This is a genomic window from Peribacillus sp. R9-11, assembly GCF_031345095.1.
Taxonomy (GTDB): Bacteria; Bacillota; Bacilli; order Bacillales; family DSM-1321; genus Peribacillus; species Peribacillus butanolivorans.
Window position 1 is genome coordinate 810,565 of sequence record NZ_CP133763.1, and the last position, 14,858, is coordinate 825,422.

Below are 14,858 nucleotides of genomic sequence, written 5' to 3' on the forward strand. Positions count from 1 at the left end.
TCAGATCTTCATAGTATTATGATATAGAGAAGTATAATATGTGTTTTAAAAAAAGAAAGGCCGATAAATGATCTTGAATAAGAGTGTTTGATAAGAAAATGATACAATTTATTATATAATAATATTGATAAAGGGAGGTAGGTCTGATGGTATATAATTCGGCGGCTGAACTTTGTGAAGGGTTTGAGGCAGTATATCAGCCTATTCAAGTTCAGTTAACGATTGAGATTGTTGATAAGAGATTAGGGCCTGTAAAGGCTGAAGCAGAGATTGCCATCAAGCCTGTTGAGTCAAAGGGGTTTTTAGAGGTGTTGGTGGAGGATCTGGAATCGGAGCATATTTTTGCTGATGAAAATGGCAGCATATACGGAAGCTTTGGAATTGATCAGAGCATCCAAATTTATGATGAAGTTCTAGACATTATTCCGTTAGATGATCTAATCGGAAAAGAAAATTGGAAAGTGACTGTCGATTCATTTATCGCGGAAGAAAAGCTAAAAGGACAGCTGGAAAAGGTACTGAATAATTACCAATTTAGTGATATGAGCGGTAAATATAAATTTAGAAAAATATGTACGATTACGGAACTCCAATTTTTGAAGTGAAAAAAATAGAGAAGGTAAAAGCCTTCTCTATTTTCATTATTATTCTTGGATCATTTTAAATCTGTTCTGGTTAGCTTTTCTTCGTATTCGGCCTCATCTAACCCTATTCACTCCTTATTCTCGTCCTTTAACTAAGAGCTTCTTCGAATTATGTTTAAATCAGACAAAAGTAAGTTCGGCATTGGTTAAAAACATATTCCCATCAAATATCTATTATTAAAAAATCCACTTTTTTGAATGCGATGGTAAGTATGCATGAAATCGCATCGGATTGTGAAATATGGTTCTATATTTTTCATCATTTGTTAGATATATTGAATTAAAGGGTACTAAAAAAGCACAGGAGTTAGCCCCTGTGCAACGAAATTATTTATAAACCTTACTTGGGATTTTTACGGCAGGATGGCCAGCGGCATAAGGAGCCACTTCATATTCTTGGAATACGAGATAGATCCCCCCGTTTGTATAATAGAACTGTGAATCCTTATTGACGGGAACATCGCTCTGTTTTTTCACATAAAAACTATCTCTTTTCCTCATGTAGTCATAAGCATATTTCTGCACCTTCGTATATTTCACTTTGGATGTGAGGATTTCACTGATTTTCACCTGTTTACCGGAAGATTCTTTGAAATTATAGGATGTTGTGTATCCCATTCCATGAGCTCCACCGCTATAGTAGTAATCGTCAATAAGAATGCTTAGCTTTCCATCTTGGTTGAATTTCACTTTATACGAAATACTGTAACTATACTGACAAGAGTATGGGGATTCTTTGCACCATTCCTCATTTTTATCTTTTTCCCTATCCTTTTTGGCTTGCAGATAAGAGGAATAGGCGTCCTTGGCATGCTTAGTTAACACCTGATTAATTTTATCCTGCGCTGCTTTACTTTTTAGTCCTGATACTTGCGGATACGACAAGTCACTGATATTTTTATATTTTTTCTTGGTTATCTTCACATTGCTGAATTTTAAATATTTTGTAGATACATAGGCTTTTTTTCCATTGTACCGAATTTCCGACCAGCCGGATTTTGTTTTCGAATAAACGGTTACGGCTTTCCCTTTCTCCAACGATCCTACTTTTTTATAGCTGGTGCTGGGGCCACTTCTAACAGTTAAAGGGGAACCCTTCGTATTTACCGTGGCATTTTCTGTAGTGGCTGCTGAGACTGAGTCGATTTTTATCAGTAAAAAAGAGATGCATGTAAAAGTTAATGCGACAGCAAGGACAATCTTAGTGAAATTCTTGAATAGCATTCAATTACCACCTTTGTATAATTTTTACATTATCTATTATATAAGTAGGTGGATCAATTAGAAAGAGAATTTTTTATTTCAAAAGTTAAAGAGGAGAAAAAAATGAAAATTGGTTTAGTACGACACTTTAAGGTGGCACATGAATTCCCAACTGGAAAATATGTGACGGCGGATGATATGAATCAATGGTTTAAGGATTATGATGCAGCAGATATTATTTATGGGACAATTTTATTGGACGATGTGGAATGGAAGAGATGTTATTGCAGCGATATGTCGAGAGCAGTGAAGACGGCTGAGCATATCTATCCTGGTGAGGTTAATCAGATGGAGGAACTTCGGGAAATACCATCTCCACCTCTTAACGGGAAGGTGAAGCTGCCATTCATACTTTGGGCCATTTGGATTCGCTGTTGCTCGGTAGTTAACAAGCAGACGAGAGCGGAGATTAAGATTGCTGAGAAACGGATCAATAAAGTATTGGACGAGCTTCTCGCAAAAGGAGAGCAGGATGTTTTGATTGTGAGTCATGCTGCTCTCATGGTATATATGAGGAAAGAGCTGATCCGACGGGGATTCGCAGGTCCAAAGTTTAAGATTGCTAGTAATGGAAAGTTGTATGTGTTCGAAAGAAAATAAGGAAAAACTCGCATGTGAACTTTTTTAAGTTTTCATGAGCAAATAGGGTAAGCCTTTTGATATTTCAAAGAAAGATGAAGGCATTTTACCGATAGTTATTCTTTTTCTAATGGTTGTGGTTTATTATTGTAATAGTGTAATTTTTTCGAATTCAATGGTAGGGAAAAGAGGGTGAGCATTTTGGTAAAGGCAGTTTTTTTTGATTTAGATGATACGTTACTTTGGGATCAGAAGAGTGTGAAAGAGGCTTTTATAGCGACATGCGAATTGGCAAAGGCGAAATATGATTTGAATGTTGACGAGTTTGAGGAAGCGGTACGGAAAGAAGCACGTGAGCTTTATTCTTCTTATGATACATATGAATTTACGCAAATGATCGGTATCAACCCGTTTGAAGGACTTTGGGGTAATTTTCAAGATGATCATGATGAATTCCGTAAGATGGCCGAGATTGTACCAGCTTATCGGAAAGAGGCATGGACAAGAGGCTTGAAGGCATTAGGGATAGATGACCCGGCATTTGGTCTTGAGCTAGCAGAACGTTTCCCTGCTGAGAGACGGAAAAAACCATTTATTTATGAAGAAACATTCCAGGTGTTAGATGAGTTAAAAGGGAAGTACAAATTGTTATTGCTGACGAATGGTTCGCCTGAGCTTCAAAATACGAAGCTTGAAATCACGCCTGAGTTAGTTCCTTATTTCGATCAAATCGTTATTTCCGGCGCGTTTGGACGTGGGAAACCGGATGCTTCTATTTTCGAGCATGCATTAGAAATCATGGAGCTTGATAAGCATGAAGTATTAATGGTCGGCGACAATTTAATGACGGATATCCTTGGTGCATCACGTGCAGGCATTAAATCGGTTTGGATAAACCGTCATGATAAGGAACGGAATGAAGTCATCCCTAATTATGAAATCACGCATTTAGAGGAGCTTTTTCCTATCCTTGAGAGTCTAAATAAATAACGGATATATCCCCTTCAAGTAGTAAGTTCAAAAAAACTTAACTTGGAGGGGATTTTATTTAATTCAAAACATGGCATTAAAATAATAGGTCTTTGAATTTATTTACAAACCAAAATGGATGGTATATAGTTACCATGTAATAATTAATATTATTCAGACTAGGGGTGTCCAATAAAAGTTGGGCTGAGAGAGAAGCGCGTTAAAGCTTCTTAACCCTCAGGACCTGATCTGGTTCATACCAGCGTGGGGAAGTTAGAATCTACTATTCAATGACATATAATTTGGTCATTTCTGTAGTCATACTAACTTTAGCCGGGTCTTAAATATGAGACCTGGCTTTTTCGTGCGAAAATGGATTGGATTTTGTCCTTTTTAATCTAACTTAAAAAGGAGAAATGAAATCATGAGTAATTCAGTAAATGACATGAACGTTTCAATTATGTCCAATTTTGCAGGAAGTAAAAAAGTTTATGTAGAGGGGTCTAGACCTGATATAAAAGTTCCTATGCGTGAAATTAAACTAAGTCCCACAACAGGAGCATTTGGTGAAGAGGAAAATTTACCTCTACGCGTATATGATACTAGCGGTTTCTATACGGATTCTGAGTATTCTATTGATATTCGTAAAGGTCTTGACCCTATTAGACGCAACTGGGTTCTTGAACGGGAAGACGTTGAAGAGTATGTGGGGCGTGAAATAAAACCAGAAGATAATGGGTATAAAAAAGTTGAGTCTCATTCCAAAGCAGAAGTTTTTCCGGGATTGATACGAAATCCTTTGCGTGCAAAGAAGGGGAGAAACATAACCCAACTCCATTATGCTCGTAAAGGTATCATTACCCCAGAAATGGAGTTTATTTCGATTAGAGAAAGTGTTTCCGCTGAGTTTGTACGAGATGAAGTAGCTAGCGGGCGGGCCATTATACCGGCTAATATTAACCATCCTGAAAGTGAGCCGATGATTATCGGACGTAATTTTCATGTGAAAATAAATGCGAATATTGGGAATTCAGCGGTTAGTTCATCCATCGAAAATGAAGTAGAAAAAATGACTTGGGCCACTCGCTGGGGAGCCGATAACATCATGGATCTCTCTACCGGAAAAAATATACACACAACCCGTGAATGGATTATTAGAAATTCGCCTGTACCTGTTGGAACAGTACCGATTTATCAAGCGCTTGAAAAAGTAGATGGAGTCGCTGAAAATTTAACATGGGAGGTTTTTCGGGATACTTTAATTGAGCAGGCTGAGCAAGGTGTTGATTACTTTACCATACATGCTGGTGTGCTTCTGCGATATATCCCATTAACAGCAAAGCGGATGACGGGAATTGTTTCCCGTGGGGGTTCTATTATGGCTCAATGGTGTCTGGCTCATCATGAAGAAAGCTTCCTCTATACTCATTTTGAAGAAATCTGTGAAATCATGAAAGCATATGATGTATCTTTCTCATTAGGAGATGGACTTCGTCCTGGATCTATTGCAGATGCAAACGACGAGGCGCAATTTGCGGAATTGGAAACATTGGGTGAACTAACAAAGATTGCTTGGAAACATGATGTACAAGTTATGGTTGAGGGGCCCGGTCACGTTCCAATGCATTTAATTAAAGAAAATATGGATAAGCAACTGGAAGTTTGTCAAGAAGCCCCATTCTATACATTGGGACCCCTAACAACTGATATAGCTCCTGGCTACGATCATATTACTTCTGCGATTGGGGCTGCCATGATTGGCTGGTTTGGAACTGCGATGCTTTGTTATGTGACACCGAAAGAGCACCTTGGTCTTCCAAATAAAGAGGATGTTCGAATAGGGGTTATTACGTATAAAATTGCAGCCCATGCCGCTGACCTAGCAAAAGGCCATCCAAATGCTCAAAAACGAGATGATGCCCTTTCAAAAGCAAGATTCGAATTTCGTTGGAGAGATCAGTTTAATCTATCGCTCGATCCTGAAAGAGCCGTTGAATATCACGATGAAACTCTGCCTGCTGAGGGTGCCAAAACAGCTCACTTTTGTTCAATGTGCGGTCCTAAATTCTGCAGCATGAGAATCTCACAAGATATTCGTGATTTAGCTAAAGAAAAAGGGCTTGGTTTTGAGTCTGTAATTGATGAAGGCTTGAAAGAAAAAGCGAATGAATTTAGAAACACAGACGGAAAAATCTATCAATAATATGGACGAAAAGGAGAATTCGATGAATCGAGTAATCCAGATTAAAGTTGAAATAAAACAGTTGGAAAATCAGCTGGATCAGCTTAAAAAAGAGCTGAGTATTTTTCGGGAAAATTGTAATCATGAATTTGTAAAAAATGATTATTTACAAGAATGCACAAAGTGCCACTTAATTGAGAGTCTGCAATGGTAGGGATTTCTCGATTAAATAACTTTGGATTCTTGGTATTCTAGTAAGTAGAAAAATTGCAAATCAATAAGACTTTAATGCTCCTTGGGATTATTCAGTTTTATAAGTATTAAGGAGAAAAAGGACTAACCATCCTTTTTCCTTATTTTTCATAAGCACCGAATCAGACTTTGAGAAAGCTCCATAGATACCCTCGGCATTACCTTTCTCTTTTATAAGTATAAGTTACCCCAGGTATTTTTCTTTATTCCTATATGTCCCTCATTTCTTCGGATCATGTTAGTCATAAAAACCAGTGTATAAAGGAACGTGGCTTTATTAGGTTTTCATGGAAGGGTTTTGCACGGATATTCTTGTTTTGTTTTAACATACTAAGCTTGTCCACATCATAAAACAAGGAGGGAATTTACATGATGCAAAATCAACAAGGTCAAACACACGAGAATATGCAAACAGGTGCTATACCCCCACAAATGAATCACGGTGGTCACGAAGTATTCGATGTACATGAAGTGTTGTCGGGAACGATTGGTACTTTAAACACTTATATGCTTTTGCGTCAGCATGTACAGGATCAGGAATTGCTGGACATTCTGGATCGTCAATATCAGTTCATCCAAGATGAATATAACCTTTCATTAGAGTGCTTTCAATCTGGCCAGGACCCATCCAAACGAACACAGAGTTACAACATGAATCAAGGTAACGATTTTATATATGGATTGACACCAACTCAGCCAAAGAAACCTTTGCAATCCGTATCGGAAATTACGGATGAATGCATTTCAGGCTTGATGCTTGGGGCAGTGAAGTCTGCTGCTTCTTTAAAAGCAATGTCTGCACTTGAAATTACAAACCCAGTTGTGCGTCGCGTATTTGCAGCTTCTGTTCCGAACTGCATTGAAATGGCATATGAGATTTCGATATATCAAAACAAACATCATTACTACCAAGTTCCACAGCTTGCACAGCAGGATATGCAACAAATGTTGAATTCATATTCACCCGCACAAGGAAATAACAACGTAAGCCATTAATTAAAAAACAAACAAAATCTAAAAAAACTAGCAAATTTATTCCGACCAGTTAGATAACTATAGCAATTTATTAAGGGATAGGACTAAGCACCGTAAGTCCTATCCCTTCAATAATATTAACCAGTGTTGTTTCCTTATTATTGTTTCATCTGATTTATTTCCTGAACACAATTTTGGACAAGAGTTACAGCCTGGCTCATAGTTGCTCCTCCACCAAATGCTGCCGTCACTCCGATTGCTTCCAGGATTTCTTGTTCTGAACACCCTTGATCAAGGCATCCTTTAGTATGGTAGATAATACAGTATTCATCTTGAGAATATAAGCTTATGCCTAAAGCGATAAGCTGTTTCTCTTTCTTAGATAATAGACCTTCTTTAAAGCATTCTTCCGTAAAGGAATTGAATTTCTCAGCGAGCTCAGGCATTTTATCCGTAAAAATACCAATACCAGCTTTATAATCGTGAAGAGTAATTTCTGTAGTGTTTTTTGCTTCAAATTCCATATCCCATTCAACTCCATCCATAATAATCTTTCATCAAAAATTAGTATGAACTAAACAAGAAATGATTAATCAAAAACGATGGAGTTATTGTGAATGAATAGCCTGTTAGATCACGTGTAGATGCACTAATACATATACATAAGGATATTCTGTTGCATCGCCACATACAGCTCATTTGTATAGAGCATCCATAGACCGCAAGGCACTCCAGAATAGTTGAAGACTAAAATATGGACAAAGTATAATGAAATATGTAAAGAGTTAAGATACCTTTTTGCAGTGTCTAACTTAAGGGGGGAAATCGTAATGAATGAACTGAACGCATTATTCCGAAAAAGAATAGGGCTGCTGGAACATGAAAAAGTGACTTTTGAAAAATTAGATGAAATTCTTGAAAAGACAGCGAAAACAATTCCCTTTGAAAACTTATCCATCATGGCATCTCATCTTAGTGACATCAACAAAGAAAATATCATGAACAAAGTTCTTGTGAGAAACGAGGGGGGACTTTGTTATGAATTGAATACGGCGCTTTATTTTTTCCTAGTGGAAAATGACTTTGACGTTTTCTTAGTTCGCGGCGTAATTTACAATCAAGGGTGGATGACCATAGGTAGAACCCATGTCGCCATTCTATTAAATCATGAAGGTCAAACTTATTTAGTCGATACGGGATTTGGAGGGAATTTACCTTTAAAACCAGTACCGTTTAACGGAGAAACCGTTATTTCTCAAAATGGTGAATTTCGAATTAAAAAGGAATGTAACGAACATGGAGATTATATTTTTGAATTAAAGCTGAAACATAAAGATCCCGATTGGAAAATTGGGTATGCTTTCGATTCTTCAAAGACCGTAGAAAATGTTGTGGAACTGAATGAGATTCAAACTATCATCAGGGAAAACCCAAAATCACCTTTTAACAAACATCCTTTAATCACTCGACTTACAAATAGCGGGAACATCACTTTAACCGATACATCCTTTACGCAGTGGGACGACGGGAAAGTGACAAAAGAAGAAATAGATAGCACACGATTCAAAGAGATAATGAAACAGTATTTTGATAGATAAGAGATAACGAAAGAAAGTTGCCCTCCCTCAGGCTGTCGAGAAACCTTTGACAGCCTTTTTTATGTTCCTTAACCTAGACATTGAATTTGTTAGGGTGCATACGGGAACCATTACTGTACGACCTTGAAGGAAGGAGACAATCTGATTTTGTTATCCTTATTAAATGCAGGACAATCACCCTTCCTTGTCGAACTAAGTACAAGAGAAGAGGCTGATGAAAATGAGTAATGCAAAATACAAATTTTATTATGTGAATGGGGAAACAGAGGAGTTAGAGACGAATGAACCCTATACTGATGAAGCCAATAGTATTCTGAATCTGCAGTTAATTCAAAATGCGACATGGTTACAAGCAGGTGGGAAGCATATCAACTTAGCTAATGTAATTAGTATCGAATTTGCAGGAGACCAAGATAAACGTAAATTAGAGCAAATTAAGTTTAGGCCTAATAAATAAAGCACCCAATACGGGTGTTTTTTTTTATCATTTGTTATAGTTTTAATTGAATAGGTGAAAAGGAGGGATTCAAAATGGAGAAGAAAAATCGATTAGTTTTTACTAGATCAAACGCTGGTACTAAACGGAAATTCGATGAGGCTATTACAATTCTGGAATATAGCGTAATGCTTGTTGAACTCTTCGACTTAAAAGAATTTAATAATGTTATTGCCGGGCAGTTAAGACTAATTCTATGTGAGAACAAATATACACGAATAAAGAGGGAAAAAGTCACCATTGATAACTCCTTAATAAAGAAAATCAATCCTAACCCGAAATTGTATCCCGTTAAAGATTTCATTGAAATAAGCAAAGAAGGCAATACAGAAATACCCGAAGAACTTTTCGATTACACTAAGCCGAGGATTGATTTAAATATTTGGCGAAATCAAGTAATCTATAAAAGTAGTTTAGGGGGCATTCTCCAGGAAATTACAATCTTAGATTTTATTAAGGAGTCTGCTCAAAAGAGTGGTGGTGCTCACGTGGAATCAAGTCTTCCTGAAAAGTCTTTTATGGTGGACGAGCATGCCGAAAGTATTTTAAGGTGTATAGCAAGAGGATTATTTAGGTCTATTGGTAGAGATTTTGAAGAACATTCTTCTATGAACCTTACACATATAATAAAGAAAATTGAAGAATCAAAAGCCTCCGAATAGTTTCTTTATTGTAAAAAAGGGGGGGGTTTACCCTTACTTCATGACATGACAATCACATTGCCTGAAGATTGAGTAAAAAGCATTTAGGGGAAGATATAACAGAAGGCTGAGTAAAGGTAAGTTCTTTATGTAATGAGTAGAAGAAATTATCCAATTAAGTCTTCAATTGTAGCAGGTTAGGATAACAATAAAAGACGATTTTTCCACCTAGAGTAGGAAAAGTCGTCTTTTTATTTGTTTATAGGTCAGGAGATAAACCGGAATAAACCCACTAAATGAAAAAACAGTATGAAAGGCACTATTTTTTTGTCCTGAGCGTACTCCACAATTTCTGCATATTTAATTGGTACGATGTATTCAAATGTTAAAGGAGGATTTATTACATGCTGAAAAAAAGAATAAAAATGCCCATCATTTTATCATTATGTGCAGCCCTTTTCTTAGTATTGGGTGCATGCTCCAACACTAATGATGAAAGTAAAGAAAATAAGGAAGACAAGGATCATAGTAATATGGACATGAACCATTCTAGTTCAGGTGATGTTCCTAAAGGTTTAAAAGTAGCTGAAAGTCCAACCTATGAAGTCGGAAGTCAAGCGATTATAGAATCAGATCACATGGAAAGTATGAAGGGTGCGAAAGCAACAATTGTTGGTGCCTATGATACTACCGCTTATGCTATTTCGTATACTCCTTCAAATGGTGGAGACAAAGTGGAAAATCATAAATGGGTTATTCAAGAAGAGCTTAAAGATGCTGGCGAGAAAACGTTAGAACCTGGAGCAGAAGTTACAGTAGATGCATCCCATATGGAGGGGATGGATGGTGCAACCGCTGAAATTGATTTTGCTGAAGAAACGACTGTGTATATGGTTGATTTCACTCCGACTAATGGTGGAGAAGAAGTTAAAAACCATAAATGGGTAACAGAAAGTGAATTAACATCGGCTGAATAATGTTGAAACAACAAATTTTTACGTTCAAATCAAAGGTTAGCCAGTTCTTACTGGTTAACCTTTTTTATCATTTCCCGCCGGAAGACTCCCTCTTCAAGCATGTGAAGGGCGAGAGCCCAACGATAAGGGGGAGATGAATGGCGGTTTGGCATAAGCCAAAGTAATCTTTTGACAAACATACGTTCGGTGGTTAATAATAACTATAAGGGGGTGAAACCAATGGTCGTAAACAAAGCTTATAAATTTCGAATCTATCCAACTAAAGAACAACTAGTTCTAATCAATAAAACGATCGGCTGTTCCCGTTTTGTCTATAACTTCTTTTTAGGCAAACAAAAGGAGAAAGATGCCTACTGGTATATCTGTGAAGAAATGAAGCAGAACGGCCAATTACCCTCTAATGAAAGGAAAGGTTCTTTTCTGAATAAATACGCAACAATCAAAGAACTTCCAGCTTTAAAGAAAGAGTATTCTTTCCTGAAAGAAGTAGACAGTATTGCCTTACAGAAATCGGTGGAAAATTTAGCAGATTCCTATAGTCGATATTATAAAAAGCAAAACAAGTCACCACGCTTCAAATCGAAAAAGAATCCTATCCAGTCCTATACGACTAAACATACGAATGGGAATATTGGAATTGTTGGAAAAAAAATCAAATTGCCAAAACTCGGTCTAGTTCGTTTTGCTAAAAGCCGCGAAGTCGAAGGGCGAATCATCAATGCCACAATCAGGCGGAACCCTTCGGGTAAATATTTCATTTCCGTTTTAGCGGAAACCCATGTACAAGAACTTCCTAAAACGAATCGTTCGTGCGGTGTAGATGTTGGTTTGAAGAATTTTGCTATTCTTTCAGATGGTACGGTCTATCAAAACCCAAAATTCTTCCGGACGGTCGAAAAGAAATTGGCCAAAGCACAACGGATTCTTTCAAGGCGACAAGAAATAGCCTTGAATCAAAATAAACCATTGGCTGAAGCTAAAAACTATCAAAAACAAAAACGAAAAGTGGCTATCCTACACGAAAAAATTTCAAATGCCCGAATGGATTACTTACATAAAGTTTCTACCAAAATCATCAAAAACCACGATGTGATTGGAATGGAAGACTTGCAAGTGTCGAATATGATGAAAAATCAAAAACTAGCTAAAGCTATTAGTGAAGTATCTTGGTACCAATTCAAAAAAATGTTGGAATACAAAGCAAAATGGTATGGTAAACAAATCGTGACCGTATCTAAAACGTTTGCTTCTAGCCAATTGTGTTCTAGCTGCGGTTACCAAAATAAAGACGTTAAACATCTGAATCTTCGTGAATGGGATTGTCCTTTTTGTACTACTCACCACGATCGAGATATTAACGCAGGACTCAATCTAATGAATGAAGCCATAAGGCTTCTAACCGTAGGAACTACGGGAGTAGCCTAATTAAAAATTGGCCGATAGGCTAATGTTCTTAGGAATCCCCCACTTCAATCAGACCGTAAGGTCGATAAGTGGTGGGTAGTTCAATTGTTATGTTGATTATTAATAAAGATTACAGAATGGGAGATACAAATCCATGACTCTAGGCCCGCGTGTCCTTAAAACAGGAATTGCTGTTACATTGGCATTGTTAATTTGCTCGATCTTAAATTTGCAGCCTGCAGTGTTTGCAGGGGTGGCAGCTGTTTTCACGATACAGCCTTCTATTTATCGTACATGGAGGCATTTGTTTGACCAAATCATTACCAATGTAATTGGTGCACTGACTGCGCTTTTTTCTATTCATTTCTTGGGGGATAGTCCAATTATGATTGGACTTGTCATGATATTGGTAATTTCGCTATGTTTGAAATTGAAAATGGAAAGCACAATACCGCTTACACTCGTTACGGTATTAGCCATCATGAGTGCTCCAGGTAATGAAAGTCTACACTTTATATTAAATCGTTGTTTAATCATTTTAGTTGGCATTGTGTGTGCAATGATCGTAAATATTGCCATCTTCCCACCAAAATATAAACGAAATTACCTTGATAAAGTTCAATTGATTTTTAACAATCTTTCTTTATTATTACGTACGGCATTTTCCAAGGAAATGAAGGCAAAATCTTTTCAAGAACACTATGCAAAATTAATTAAAGACATTCCAAAACTAGAAGAACAATATAAGATTTTTGATGAAGAAAGAGGGAACCTTGTAAAACTAAACCAGCTGGATGTTAGGGAAATCGTAGTATTTAAACAAATGCTGAAGACCCTCAAGCAGGCAGAACAAGTAGTAGAAAACATTGATGAACATTATTTCCAGAGTAAGACGAATGAGGAGGAAAACCATCTCTTCGACCATCATCTTGAAGAGTTAATCAAAGGTCATGAATACTTGTTGCTAAAATACGAGGGGAAAATAAAAGGGGAAGATTATCATATTGAAAATGATATGGCGGAAAAAAGCCAAATATTTTTCGAGCGTGCTCTCGAAATATACAGTCAAAATAAAGAACAGAAATTACGCACAATGATTATTGCTTCTTCCATCGTAGAATATAGCCTTCAATTGCGACGATTAAGTCGATTAATCGATCAGTACCAAACGGCAAAAAGGTAATGGGAGTCATCTGATTATAATCAGGAGAAAAGGATGCTCACTGTACCATAGTATTAAAGGATCTTCATCATCGTTTGACTATTTCACTTAACAGTTTTGATATTTCGCCTTAATTTTCCAGTACACAAAAAATACAATAGTTTCAATGTAAGAGGACGATTCTGGTAAATGAATCGTTCTCTCTTTATTTTTGCTAGTTAACATTGTCATCAACTCTTCATGTGAATACTGGTAATCACCCTATTTCTGTAATAATTTTAAAAATATGTTCTAGAATTCCTATTCCCTTTACTAAAATATATAAAAATTCATGAAAACTTTACTTTTATTTACATACTTCTCGTATTGATGTCAATATTCAGTAATACATGTTTGTTATAATCGATTCACAGTTTTAAAAGTAGAATTGACTTGGGATAAGGGTCTTCTAAAAATCTTTCATTTACAGATGAGTAAGCAGGCTGATTGAAGATGACTGAAAAGTAGGAGTGAACAAAAATGGAGCAATCTATAAATCTAAATGAACTTACATTTAACGATAAAGATAGATATGTAATCATTACGAATGCTTATCCACACGAAAAGCAATTATATCGTAATGGGTTTATCCACCGAAGAGTCAAGGCTTATTTGGCAGAGGGTTTGAAGGTCGATGTCTTTGTTTTACATCCTGCCTATAAAAAAGCAGAAAAGTATTCGTATGAAGATGTGCCTGTTTATCGAGGAACTGAACAGCATCTACGCATGTTCTTAAATCATAAAGTACATAAAAAAGCGCTCATTCATTTTGTTAATTCAAAAATGGTACAAGCGATAAAAGAAACAAGCACAGATTTACCAATTATTACGTGGATACATGGTTTTGAAACGGAGGCTTGGCATAGAAGATGGTTTAATTTTCTTGAAAGCCCTGAAAGCTTACGGAAGATTCTTGAAATGGCGGACGACTATTATGTAGCACAGCTTTCTTTTATGAATTGGTTTTATCAAACGAATGAATTGGATACAACTTTTGTTCATATTTCCAAATGGTTCAAAGAACATATAGCGGAATGTGACGCGAGAGCAGAATCGAAAAATTCAGTAATCATTCCCAATGTAATAGATGACAATCTGTTTACTTTTATAGAAAAGCCAGTAGATATGCGGACAAAAGTCCTTTCAATCAGGCCGTACGCTTCTCGGAAATATGCCAATGATTTATCGGTGAAAGCAGTGCTAGAGCTTTCAAAGAGACCATATTTCAATAAATTAGAATTTGCTTTTTATGGTGATGGAAAGTTGTTCGATCAAACAGTTGAGCCAATCCGTAATTTTGAGAATGTAACTATTCATAAAGGCTTTATATCTCAAGAGCAAATCGCTGCATTGCATAAGGAGTATGGAATTTTTCTTTGTCCAACCCGTTTGGACTCTCAAGGGGTTTCAATGTGTGAGGCCATGTCTAGTGGGCTAGTGCCGATTTCAACAGATATCACGGCAATCCCCGAATTCGTTAAACACGACGTTTCTGGCCTTCTTACAAAACCTGAGTCTCCTATCGAAATTGCGGATGCAATAGAACGCTTATATTACAATTCGGACGTATTCTTAAGAGTGTCAAAACAAGCATCGCAGTCTATTCGAGATAAATGCGCCGTAGATGTTGTTATTAAAAGAGAATTAGAGATTATCCAAGGTTAATGGAGGGGAGTT

Annotated in this window: 15 protein-coding genes and 1 riboswitch; of the genes, 13 read left to right on the forward strand and 2 right to left on the reverse strand. The window is 36.8% G+C overall.

The genetic code is table 11. From position 1 onward, the window contains the following. Window positions 1–146: 146 nt before the first annotated feature. Window positions 147–605, forward strand: a complete 459-nt coding sequence (locus RE409_RS03865; protein ID WP_201182754.1) for a hypothetical protein — start codon at window positions 147–149, stop codon at window positions 603–605. A gap of 366 nt (window positions 606–971) precedes the next feature. On the opposite strand, the gene RE409_RS03870 is transcribed toward RE409_RS03865, so the two are convergent. Next, window positions 972–1,868, reverse strand: coding sequence for a PdaC/SigV domain-containing protein (locus RE409_RS03870; protein WP_201182751.1), 897 nt, complete (start codon window positions 1,866–1,868; stop codon window positions 972–974). A 102-nt stretch (window positions 1,869–1,970) separates the two neighbouring features. Here RE409_RS03870 and RE409_RS03875 point away from each other — a divergent pair, with 102 nt between their 5' ends. The 5 genes from RE409_RS03875 to RE409_RS03895 all read left to right on the forward strand — a co-directional run bounded on the left by RE409_RS03875 (window position 1,971) and on the right by RE409_RS03895 (window position 6,885). Continuing rightward, the gene (locus tag RE409_RS03875) at window positions 1,971–2,507 is read left to right on the forward strand and encodes a histidine phosphatase family protein (protein WP_309558560.1); all 537 of its coding nucleotides are present in this window, start codon (window positions 1,971–1,973) and stop codon (window positions 2,505–2,507) included. 180 nt (window positions 2,508–2,687) lie between these two features. Beyond that, the gene (locus RE409_RS03880) at window positions 2,688–3,476 is read left to right on the forward strand and encodes an HAD family hydrolase (RefSeq protein ID WP_201182747.1); all 789 of its coding nucleotides are present in this window, start codon (window positions 2,688–2,690) and stop codon (window positions 3,474–3,476) included. 150 nt (window positions 3,477–3,626) lie between these two features. Beyond that, window positions 3,627–3,743: riboswitch (TPP riboswitch) on the forward strand. A 133-nt stretch (window positions 3,744–3,876) separates the two neighbouring features. Further along, window positions 3,877–5,658 carry a phosphomethylpyrimidine synthase ThiC gene (thiC, locus tag RE409_RS03885; protein WP_056527356.1) on the forward strand — a complete coding sequence of 594 codons (1,782 nt, stop codon included), beginning with the start codon at window positions 3,877–3,879 and terminating at the stop codon, window positions 5,656–5,658. Window positions 5,659–5,680: 22 nt separating this feature from the next. Continuing rightward, on the forward strand, window positions 5,681–5,851 hold the full coding sequence (locus RE409_RS03890) for a hypothetical protein (protein ID WP_162878748.1): 171 nt from the start codon (window positions 5,681–5,683) through the stop codon (window positions 5,849–5,851). A gap of 410 nt (window positions 5,852–6,261) precedes the next feature. Then, window positions 6,262–6,885, forward strand: a complete 624-nt coding sequence (locus tag RE409_RS03895) for a spore coat protein (RefSeq protein ID WP_201225030.1) — start codon at window positions 6,262–6,264, stop codon at window positions 6,883–6,885. Window positions 6,886–7,022: 137 nt separating this feature from the next. Here RE409_RS03895 and RE409_RS03900 read toward each other — a convergent pair whose 3' ends face one another. Beyond that, window positions 7,023–7,388 carry a carboxymuconolactone decarboxylase family protein gene (locus RE409_RS03900; RefSeq protein WP_201225029.1) on the reverse strand — a complete coding sequence of 122 codons (366 nt, stop codon included), beginning with the start codon at window positions 7,386–7,388 and terminating at the stop codon, window positions 7,023–7,025. Window positions 7,389–7,694: 306 nt separating this feature from the next. On the opposite strand from RE409_RS03900, the gene RE409_RS03905 reads away from it, so the two are divergent. The 7 genes from RE409_RS03905 to RE409_RS03935 all read left to right on the forward strand — a co-directional run bounded on the left by RE409_RS03905 (window position 7,695) and on the right by RE409_RS03935 (window position 14,846). Then, entirely contained in the window at window positions 7,695–8,462 is a 768-nt protein-coding gene (locus tag RE409_RS03905) for an arylamine N-acetyltransferase family protein (RefSeq protein WP_201222108.1), read from the forward strand. 220 nt (window positions 8,463–8,682) lie between these two features. Beyond that, entirely contained in the window at window positions 8,683–8,919 is a 237-nt protein-coding gene (locus tag RE409_RS03910) for a hypothetical protein (RefSeq protein WP_053344532.1), read from the forward strand. A gap of 74 nt (window positions 8,920–8,993) precedes the next feature. Beyond that, entirely contained in the window at window positions 8,994–9,620 is a 627-nt protein-coding gene (locus RE409_RS03915; RefSeq protein WP_201182739.1) for a hypothetical protein, read from the forward strand. 383 nt (window positions 9,621–10,003) lie between these two features. Beyond that, entirely contained in the window at window positions 10,004–10,576 is a 573-nt protein-coding gene (locus tag RE409_RS03920; RefSeq protein ID WP_201222106.1) for a YdhK family protein, read from the forward strand. 219 nt (window positions 10,577–10,795) lie between these two features. After that, the gene (gene tnpB, locus RE409_RS03925; RefSeq protein WP_309558561.1) at window positions 10,796–12,001 is read left to right on the forward strand and encodes an IS200/IS605 family element RNA-guided endonuclease TnpB; all 1,206 of its coding nucleotides are present in this window, start codon (window positions 10,796–10,798) and stop codon (window positions 11,999–12,001) included. 133 nt (window positions 12,002–12,134) lie between these two features. Next, the gene (locus RE409_RS03930) at window positions 12,135–13,163 is read left to right on the forward strand and encodes an FUSC family protein (protein WP_056528993.1); all 1,029 of its coding nucleotides are present in this window, start codon (window positions 12,135–12,137) and stop codon (window positions 13,161–13,163) included. 498 nt (window positions 13,164–13,661) lie between these two features. Beyond that, entirely contained in the window at window positions 13,662–14,846 is a 1,185-nt protein-coding gene (locus tag RE409_RS03935; protein ID WP_057217183.1) for a glycosyltransferase family 4 protein, read from the forward strand. Window positions 14,847–14,858 lie beyond the last annotated feature (12 nt).

What these genes read in the sequence shown, in the direction of transcription:
- RE409_RS03865 (WP_201182754.1), top strand. Translation starts at nt 147, where the DNA reads ATGGTATATAATTCGGCGGCTGAACTTTGTGAAGGGTTTGAGGCAGTA.
- RE409_RS03935 (WP_057217183.1), top strand. Translation starts at nt 13,662, where the DNA reads ATGGAGCAATCTATAAATCTAAATGAACTTACATTTAACGATAAAGAT.
- tnpB (WP_309558561.1), top strand. Translation starts at nt 10,796, where the DNA reads ATGGTCGTAAACAAAGCTTATAAATTTCGAATCTATCCAACTAAAGAA.
- RE409_RS03870 (WP_201182751.1), bottom strand. Translation starts at nt 1,868, where the DNA reads ATGCTATTCAAGAATTTCACTAAGATTGTCCTTGCTGTCGCATTAACT.
- RE409_RS03875 (WP_309558560.1), top strand. Translation starts at nt 1,971, where the DNA reads ATGAAAATTGGTTTAGTACGACACTTTAAGGTGGCACATGAATTCCCA.
- RE409_RS03930 (WP_056528993.1), top strand. Translation starts at nt 12,135, where the DNA reads ATGACTCTAGGCCCGCGTGTCCTTAAAACAGGAATTGCTGTTACATTG.
- RE409_RS03890 (WP_162878748.1), top strand. Translation starts at nt 5,681, where the DNA reads ATGAATCGAGTAATCCAGATTAAAGTTGAAATAAAACAGTTGGAAAAT.
- RE409_RS03905 (WP_201222108.1), top strand. Translation starts at nt 7,695, where the DNA reads ATGAATGAACTGAACGCATTATTCCGAAAAAGAATAGGGCTGCTGGAA.
- RE409_RS03920 (WP_201222106.1), top strand. Translation starts at nt 10,004, where the DNA reads ATGCTGAAAAAAAGAATAAAAATGCCCATCATTTTATCATTATGTGCA.
- RE409_RS03910 (WP_053344532.1), top strand. Translation starts at nt 8,683, where the DNA reads ATGAGTAATGCAAAATACAAATTTTATTATGTGAATGGGGAAACAGAG.
- RE409_RS03900 (WP_201225029.1), bottom strand. Translation starts at nt 7,388, where the DNA reads ATGGAATTTGAAGCAAAAAACACTACAGAAATTACTCTTCACGATTAT.
- RE409_RS03915 (WP_201182739.1), top strand. Translation starts at nt 8,994, where the DNA reads ATGGAGAAGAAAAATCGATTAGTTTTTACTAGATCAAACGCTGGTACT.
- RE409_RS03895 (WP_201225030.1), top strand. Translation starts at nt 6,262, where the DNA reads ATGCAAAATCAACAAGGTCAAACACACGAGAATATGCAAACAGGTGCT.